Source organism: Kitasatospora sp. NPDC059571 (assembly GCF_042735675.1).
Lineage (GTDB): Bacteria > Actinomycetota > Actinomycetes > Streptomycetales > Streptomycetaceae > Kitasatospora.
This window is the reverse complement of sequence record NZ_JBHWBW010000213.1, coordinates 4,946-12,564: the sequence shown is the minus strand read 5'-3', so window position 1 is coordinate 12,564 and position 7,619 is coordinate 4,946. Positions and strand designations below refer to the sequence as shown.

Genomic DNA, 7,619 nt, shown 5'->3' with positions numbered 1-7,619 from the left:
CCGCAGGGGGCCGGCCCTCCCGGCGTGTCACGGTGCCGCGGTCAGCGGGCGAGCCGCTCCACGGCGGCCTGCACCCGCTCGTCCGTCGCGGTGAACGCCACCCGGACGTGCCGGTCGCCGGCGGGGCCGTAGAAGTCGCCGGGCGCCACCAGGATGCCCAGCCCGGCCAGCTCGGCGACGGTCTCCCAGCACGGCCTCCCCTGGGTCGCCCAGAGGTAGAGACTGGCCTCGGAGTGCTCGATGGTGAAGCCGTACGCCTCCAGGGCGGTCCGCAGCGCGGCGCGGCGGGCCGCGTACCGGGCCCGCTGCTCGGCCACGTGGGCGTCGTCCGCCAGCGCGGCCACGGTCGCCGCCTGCACCGGGGCCGGCACGATCATGCCGCCGTGCTTGCGGATCTCCAGCAGCTCCCTGACCACCACCGGGTCGCCGGCCACGAACGAGGCGCGATATCCGGCCAGGTTCGAGCGCTTGGACAGCGAGTGGACGGCCAGCAGGCCCTCGTGCGAGCCGCCGCAGACCTCGGGGTGCAGCACCGAGACCGGCTCCGCCTCCCAGCCGAGCTCCAGGTAGCACTCGTCGCTGACCAGCAGCGCGCCGTGCTCCCGCGCCCAGGCGACCGCCCGGCGCAGCTCGTCCGCGCCCAGCACCCGGCCGGTCGGGTTGGACGGCGAGTTCAGCCAGAGCAGCCGGACCCGGGAGCCGTCCAGCTCGGCCACGTCGTCGTAGGCGACCGGCTCGGCCCCGCAGAGCCGGGCGCCGACCTCGTAGGTCGGATAGGCCAGGCGCGGGTAGGCGACCTGGTCTCCGGGGCCCAGGCCCAGCTGGCCGGGCAGCCAGGCCACCAGCTCCTTGGAGCCGACGGTGGGCAGCACGGCCTGCGGGCCGATCTCGGCGCCGACCCGGCGGTGCAGCCAGCCGGCGATCGCCTCGCGCAGCTCCAGCGGCCCCCACACGGTGGGGTAGCCGGGGGTGTCCGAGGAGGCGGCCAGCGCCTTCTGGATCACCTCCGGCACCGGGTCCACCGGCGTGCCGACGGAGAAGTCGCACAGCCCGCCCGGGTGGGCCAGGGCGGTCTTCTTGTACGGCTCCAGCCGGTCCCACGGGAAGACCGGCAGCAGCTCCGATACGCGGCGCGCCGCCCCCGGGTGTCCCGGGAACGGCGCGCGCGCGGTGTGATGAGTGCTCACGACTCGACTGTCACCGATCAGTGGTCGGCGTTCTGCGGGGGCAGAGCCGCGATGAACGGGTGGTCCTTCTCGATCAGGCCGAGCTTCGAGGCGCCGCCGGGCGAGCCCAGCTCGTCGAAGAACTCGACGTTCGCCTTGTAGTAGTCCTTCCACTCCTCCGGAGTGTCGTCCTCGTAGAAGATCGCCTCGACCGGGCAGACCGGCTCGCAGGCGCCGCAGTCGACACACTCATCCGGGTGGATGTAGAGGGAGCGCTCGCCCTCGTAGATGCAGTCAACCGGGCACTCTTCGATGCACGCCTTGTCCTTGACGTCGACACAAGGCTGCGCGATGACGTAGGTCACGCTGTCGTTCCTCCTCGGAAGGGCTGGCGGCCCAAACTGTTTGCTTGCGTGCGCGGGTGAGCGCGGCGTCGTCGATGCCCGCCCCTAGTATCGCGGGTCAGAGGACGCAATTGCACAGGAGGTGGGCTCGATGTCCGCTGGAAGCCCCGCGGCCGGCCGCCCGGAGGTCCGGATAGACCGCTCTGACGTGGGACGACGCGTCTCCGTCCGGCGTGTTGCGGAGCTGGTGGACGGGCGCCCGGTGTTCCGCGATGCGATCGGCGTGCTCGCATCCTGGGACGACGGCGGGCTCACGGTCATTCCGCGCAGTGGCGGGGCGGTCACCTTCCGCGAGGAGCTGCTGGTGGCGGGGAAGACGGTGCCGCCGTTCCCGGCCCGCCGGCTGCCGCTGCCCGCCGCCGACCCGGTCGATCTGCAGCGGATCGCCGCCCGCGGCTGGCCCGCCGTCGAGCAGGAGGCGCTCGGGGAGTGGACGCTGCGGGCCTCGTCCGGCTTCACCCGCCGGGCCAACTCGGTGCAGGCGCTCGGCGACCCCGGCCTGCCGCTGTCGCAGGCCCTGGACGCGGTCCGCGCCTGGTACGCGGCGCGCTCGCTGCCCGCGTACGTCGAGGTGGTCTCCCCAGGCTCCCCGGACGGCCTGGTGCAGGAGCTGGAGCGCCTGGGCGCCGGCGTCGCGCCGACCCTGGTGCGGACCGCGCCGCTCGGCCCGCTGGCCCGGCTCGGCTCCGGGCACGAGCGGGTCCGGCTGTCGCGGACGGCGGACGCCCGGTGGATGTCGCGCTACCGGCGGGTGGCCGGCGACCCGGCGGCCGAGCGGGCGGCCGCCGCGGTGCTGCACGGCGGCCCGTCGGTCTGGTTCGCCACCGTGCCCGACCCCGAGGGAGGCGTCCCGGTCGCCATCGGCCGGCTCGCGGTGGACGGCCCGTGGGCCTGCTTCAGCGCGATCGAGGTCGCCCCGCACGCCCGGCGCACCGGTCTGGCCGGCACGGTGATGGCCGTCCTCGCCGCCCGGGCCGCCGAGGAGGGGGCGAGCGGCGCGTACCTCCAGGTGGAGGCCGAGAACAGCGGGGCGATCGCGCTGTACGACCGGCTGGGGTTCACGACCAGTCACACTTACCACTACGCCCGTCTCCCCGAGCGGTAGCGTTCTCATCCGCCACTTCCGCCCCAGCGAAGGCCGCAGTGACCGAGCAGAGCAGATCCCGCTTCCGCGCCGAGGCCCGGGCCGACCACCCCGACCCGGTGCAGCTCTGCCTGCTCGCATCGGCCGAGCACCTGCTCGGCCCCGCCTCGGGCGACACGGACCCGGAGCCTCCGCCGACCCTGGACGAGCTGCTGTCGGGCTGTCAGGCGGCGCTCGACCGGCATGCCGCGGCCGTCCGGCAGGCGGTCGCCGAACGCCGCCCGAACGGCCCGGAGGAGACCGCCGCCCTGATCGCGGCGGTGCTCGGCGGACGCGAGCGCTTCCACGGCCGGCAGACCGACTACCGGCGGCTGGAGTCCTCGCTGCTGCCGGAGGTGCTGCGGCGCCGGCGGGGGCTGCCGATCACCCTGTCACTGGTCTGGATCGGGGTGGCCGCCCGCGCCGGGCTGACCGTCCACGGGATCGCCCTGCCGGGGCACTTCATCGTCGCGGTGGGCGGCCCGGCCGGCGGCGACGAGTACGTGCTGGCCGACCCGTTCCACGGCGGGCGGCTGCTCGACCTGGACGACGCGGCCCGGCTGACGGCCGCCGCCGGCCAGCGCTTCGGCCCGGAACTGCTCACCCCGGCGCAGCCGCTGGACATCGCGCTGCGCGTGCTGGGCAACATCCGGGGCTGGGCGGCCGACCGGCCCGAGCACGCCCGGACCCAGCTGTGGGCCGCCGAACTCGCCCTGCTGCTGCCCAGGCACCCCGCCCAGCTCCGCCTGGAGCGCGCCGAACTCCTCGTCCGCACCGGCGACTTCATCGGCGGCGCGGACGAGATGGACGCCTATGCGCGGATCCTGGACGCCTTCGACCCGGACAGCGCCCGGAAGGTCCGGCTGGAGGCCAGGTCGGCCCGCAACCGGCTCAACTGACGCCCCAGGGGCGGGCCGTCGGGCGTTCAGGCGGTCCGGCAGGCAGGCAGGTCCTGGGACGTGTCTTCAAAGGCGTACGGATGCGACATGGGGGCGCGGGGAGCTGCGCAGTCCGGGAGTGGTGCTCCTGACGAGTCCGGCGCACCCCTGGTCCGCACGGTGGCCCGCATCCGAATTGCGCAGTTCTCCCCCGGCCTTCGGCCGGGAGGTGCCCCCACGCGCCCCTGAATCGACCACCCGAGTGCCCTGGGAGGACAGCTCCTAGAGCCAGCCCTTGTCCCGGGCGACCCGGACGGCCTCGGTGCGGTTGCGGGCGCCGGTCTTCTGGATGGCCATCGACAGGTAGTTGCGCACGGTGCCCTCGGAGAGGTGCAGCCGGCGCGCGATGTCGGCGTTGACGGCGCCGTCGGCGGCCGCCGCCAGCACGTCCAGCTCGCGGCCGGTCAGCGGGTTGGCGCCCTCGGCGAGCGCCGCCGCGGCCAGCGTCGGGTCGATCACCCGCTCGCCGCGCAGCACCCGGCGGATCGCCTCGGCCAGCTCGGACGCGGGCGCGTCCTTCACCAGGAAGGCGTCCGCACCCGATTCCATGGCCCGGCGCAGGTAGCCCGGCCGGCCGAAGGTGGTGGCGATCACCACCTTGGTGGCGGGCCGCTCCCGGTGCAGCAGCGCGGCCGCCTCGATGCCGGTCATCCCGGGCATCTCGATGTCGAGCACGGCCACGTCGACCTCGTGCGCGACGGCCGCGGCCACGACCTCGTCGCCGCGCGCGACCTGCGCGACCACGTCGATGTCCCCCTCGAGGCCGAGCAGCGCGGCGAGCGCCTCGCGGACCATCCCCTGATCCTCGGCCAGCAGTACGCGAATCACCCGCGCACTGTACCGCCCGGTGCCTCGGCGGGGACGGCCGCCAGCGGAACCGATGCGCGCAGCCGGAAGCCCCGCCCGCCGGCGCCGGTGCCGGTCTGCAGCCGCCCGCCGACCAGGGCGAGGCGCTCGGAGAGCCCGGTCAGGCCGTTGCCGGGCGCGGACTTGCCGGGGCCGCGGCCGTTGTCGGCGACCTCCAGGACGGCGTACCGGGTGCCGTCGTCCTCCCAGGACTCGTCCATGGTGACGGTGCAGACGGTGGCGTCGGCGCCGTGCCGGACGATGTTGGTGACCGCCTCGCGCAGCGCCCAGGCGAGCGCACCCGCGCCCTCGGGGTCGAGCCCGGGCCGGCCCTCGGCCACCTCGGGGGCGGCCTTCAGCACCACCTGGGCGGTGCCGAGCGCGGTCCGGGCGGCGGCCAGCTCGACCGGCAGGGTGGGCCGGCGGAAGCCGCTGACCGCCTCCCGGACGTCGATCAGCGACTGCCGGGCGACCTTCTCGATGTCGGTGACCTGGGCGCGGGCGTCGTCCGGCTTGTCGGCGGCCAGGAAGCGCCCGGCCAGCTCGCTCTTGATGGTGATCAGGGAGAGCGAGTGGCCGAGCAGGTCGTGCAGGTCGCGGGCGAGCCGCAGCCGCTCCTCGGAGGCGGCCAGGTGGGCGACGGCGGCGCGGGCCTCGCGCAGCTCCTGCATGGTGGCGATCAGCCGCTGCAGGCCGGTCATGGCCAGGCCGCTGAGGAAGCAGGGCAGCAGGATCGCACCGAGGGTGCTGCCGTCGGCCCGCACCAGCAGGCCGGCCGCGAGGGCCAGCGCGGTGGTGCCCGCGACGCCGGCCAGCGCCGTGCGGGGCGGCAGCACCACGGCGACGCAGGTCGAGCTGTAGGTGAACAGCGTCAGCCAGGCCTCGCCGAGGGTGAGCGAGGTGGCGAGTGCGGTGGCCAGCATGGCCGCCGCGATCACCAGGTTGGTCCGGGCGCCCGGACCGGCGCCCGGCCGGGCGCCGGTCGTGCGGCGGGCCACCAGCAGCAGGTAGCAGCCGACGAAGCCGGTGAGCGCGACGGCTCCGGCCGCGGTGGCCCAGGCCGTGTGCCGGTGGCCCGTGAGGTCCTGCACCGGGTAGACCAGGTAGATCATCCAGAGCGACATCCAGGCGAGCTTCACCACCAGCTGGCGGCGGTTCTCCACCGGGGAGCCCGGGACCGTCCGGAACGACGCGGGGCCGTCCCCGGTCGGCGCGGTCCGGTTCGGCAGCAGGGTCCTCAGCATGTCGGCCATCATGCCTGCCGGGTGTCCCTGCGGTACAGGAAGGCGGCCGCGGCCACGAACACCGCGAGGAAGGCGGCCATCCCGGCGACCGCCACGGTGTCCAGGGAGTGCCCGGGCTGCACGAAGGAGGCCAGCTGGTTGTAGAGGTAGACCGGGTTGAACCGGGCGAAGGCCTTCAGCGAGTCGCCGACCGGGAACCAGGTGCCGCCGAACAGCGCCATCAGCATGTAGACGATCATCACCACGGGCTGCACCGCGTCGGGCTGCGCCGCGTACCCGAGCGCCACGCCCAGGGCGGCGAAGACGAAGCTGCCGAGCCAGAGCACCGCCGCCAGGCCCAGCCACTGGCCGGCCGACAGCTGCACGCCCTCGACCGCGCCGATCGCGAAGACCACCGCGATGGCGGGCAGCGTGGTCACCGCGCAGGACGCGATCTTGCCGATGGTGTACGCCCGGCCCGGCAGCGCGGTCAGCCGCAGCTGGCGCACCCAGCCGTTCTTGCGCTCCAGCGAGATCCGCTGCGCCGAGCCGGTGAGCACCGCCCCGACCGCGCCGAAGGTGGCCATCGACACCATGAAGTACGACTTCGCCGGGATGCCGCCGGCCACGTCGCCGCCGCTGTACGCGCTGATGAAGAAGACGTAGAGCAGCGCCGGGTAGAGCACCGTGAAGAGCAGGTACCGCTTGTTGCGCAGGGTGCGCAGGATCTCCAGCCGGATCAGGGTGGTCATCGTGCGCTCTCCTCCGCGTCCACGAGGCGGCCGGCGGCGGCCTCGTCCAGGGCGCTCTGCTCGCCGGTGATGGTCAGGAAGGCCTGCTCCAGGCCCAGGCCGGTGACCTCCAGGCCGCGCGGGTACAGCCCGGCGCGGTAGAGGGCGGCCACGCCGGCGTCCGCGTCGGTGGAGCGGATCCGCACGGTGCGCACGCCGCCGGGCCGGCCGGTGACGTCCAGCCCCGCGGTCCCGGGCAGGCCGCGCAGCAGCGCCTCCTCGACCTCGCCGTCCTCGGGGTGCAGCTCGAAGCTGATCCGGCGGGCGCCGGCCCTGGCCTTGATCTCGGCGGAGGTGCCGTCGGCGATCAGCCGGCCGCGGTGCAGCACCAGCACCCGGTCGGCGACCGAGTCGGCCTCCTCCAGGTAGTGGGTGGCGAACAGCACGGTGCGCCCGGCCGCGGCCTGCGCCCGCATGGTGGCCCAGAACGCCTGGCGGACGGAGACGTCCATGCCGGTGGTGGGCTCGTCCAGCACGATCAGGTCGCTCGCGCCGGCGATGGCGAGGGCGAAGCGCACCCGCTGCTCCTGGCCGCCGGAGAGCCGGTCGACCTTGCGGTCGGCGATCTCGGTGATGCCGGCCTCGGCCAGCACGGCGTCGACGGCGTGCCCGCGCGGGTGGATCCGGCAGGCGAGGGCGACCAGCTCGCGCACCTTGACGTCGGTCATCAGTCCGCCGCTCTGCAGCATGGCGCCGACCCGGCCGGCCTCGATCGCCGCCCGGGGCGTGCCGCCGAACAGCTCGACGCTGCCCCGGTCCGGCTCCCGCAGCCCGAGCAGCAGGTCCAGGCTGCTGGACTTGCCGGCGCCGTTCGGCCCGAGCAGGGCGACCGTCTCGCCCTCCCGCAGCACCAGGTCCAGCCCGTCCACGGCCGTCACCGGGCCGTAGCTCTTTCCGACGTTCCGGAAGGCCGCGACCTCCCCCGTCCCAGTCCTCATCGCTCCCGTGTCCTCTCACCGTCAGGTCGACGTGTCCAGAGTCCCCGGGACGGGGGGTGCGGCGGCAGTGCGGGCCGTCGTGGGGGGGGGGGGGGGGGGGTGGGGGGGGGGGGGGGGGCCGGGGGCGTAGCCGCCCCCGCGCGCTACGTCTGGGAGCGGGGTGGTGGTGGGGGTGTGCCTCACGGAGGGG

At 75.0% G+C, this 7,619-nt stretch carries 8 protein-coding genes; 2 read left to right on the top strand and 6 right to left on the bottom strand.

Annotated features, from left to right (window positions below):
- Nucleotides 1-41: 41 nt before the first annotated feature.
- Nucleotides 42-1,187, bottom strand: coding sequence for a succinyldiaminopimelate transaminase (gene dapC, locus ACFV0G_RS22575; RefSeq protein ID WP_380550686.1), 1,146 nt, complete (start codon nt 1,185-1,187; stop codon nt 42-44).
- Between the two features lie 17 nt (nt 1,188-1,204).
- The gene (fdxA, locus tag ACFV0G_RS22570; RefSeq protein WP_100888674.1) at nt 1,205-1,531 is read right to left on the bottom strand and encodes a ferredoxin; all 327 of its coding nucleotides are present in this window, start codon (nt 1,529-1,531) and stop codon (nt 1,205-1,207) included.
- A gap of 187 nt (nt 1,532-1,718) precedes the next feature.
- On the opposite strand from fdxA, the gene ACFV0G_RS22565 reads away from it, so the two are divergent.
- Together ACFV0G_RS22565 and ACFV0G_RS22560 are read left to right on the top strand one after the other, a co-directional pair.
- Nucleotides 1,719-2,675, top strand: a complete 957-nt coding sequence (locus ACFV0G_RS22565) for a GNAT family N-acetyltransferase (protein ID WP_380550682.1) — start codon at nt 1,719-1,721, stop codon at nt 2,673-2,675.
- Between the two features lie 38 nt (nt 2,676-2,713).
- Nucleotides 2,714-3,592, top strand: a complete 879-nt coding sequence (locus ACFV0G_RS22560) for a transglutaminase family protein (RefSeq protein WP_380550679.1) — start codon at nt 2,714-2,716, stop codon at nt 3,590-3,592.
- A 261-nt stretch (nt 3,593-3,853) separates the two neighbouring features.
- Here ACFV0G_RS22560 and ACFV0G_RS22555 read toward each other — a convergent pair whose 3' ends face one another.
- The 4 genes from ACFV0G_RS22555 to ACFV0G_RS22540 are packed head-to-tail and all read right to left on the bottom strand — an operon-like array spanning nt 3,854 to nt 7,429.
- Nucleotides 3,854-4,459, bottom strand: a complete 606-nt coding sequence (locus ACFV0G_RS22555; RefSeq protein WP_380550676.1) for a response regulator — start codon at nt 4,457-4,459, stop codon at nt 3,854-3,856.
- Nucleotides 4,456-5,721: a sensor histidine kinase gene (locus ACFV0G_RS22550; protein WP_380550673.1), complete on the bottom strand. Its 1,266-nt coding sequence runs from the start codon at nt 5,719-5,721 to the stop codon at nt 4,456-4,458. Before ACFV0G_RS22550 ends, ACFV0G_RS22555 begins: the two co-directional genes overlap by 4 nt.
- 8 nt (nt 5,722-5,729) lie before the next feature.
- Entirely contained in the window at nt 5,730-6,452 is a 723-nt protein-coding gene (locus ACFV0G_RS22545; RefSeq protein WP_380550670.1) for an ABC transporter permease, read from the bottom strand.
- Complete coding sequence (locus tag ACFV0G_RS22540) at nt 6,449-7,429, bottom strand: ATP-binding cassette domain-containing protein (protein ID WP_380550667.1); 981 nt, start codon at nt 7,427-7,429, stop codon at nt 6,449-6,451. The genes ACFV0G_RS22545 and ACFV0G_RS22540 overlap by 4 nt, the downstream gene beginning before the upstream one ends.
- Nucleotides 7,430-7,619: the final 190 nt, after the last annotated feature.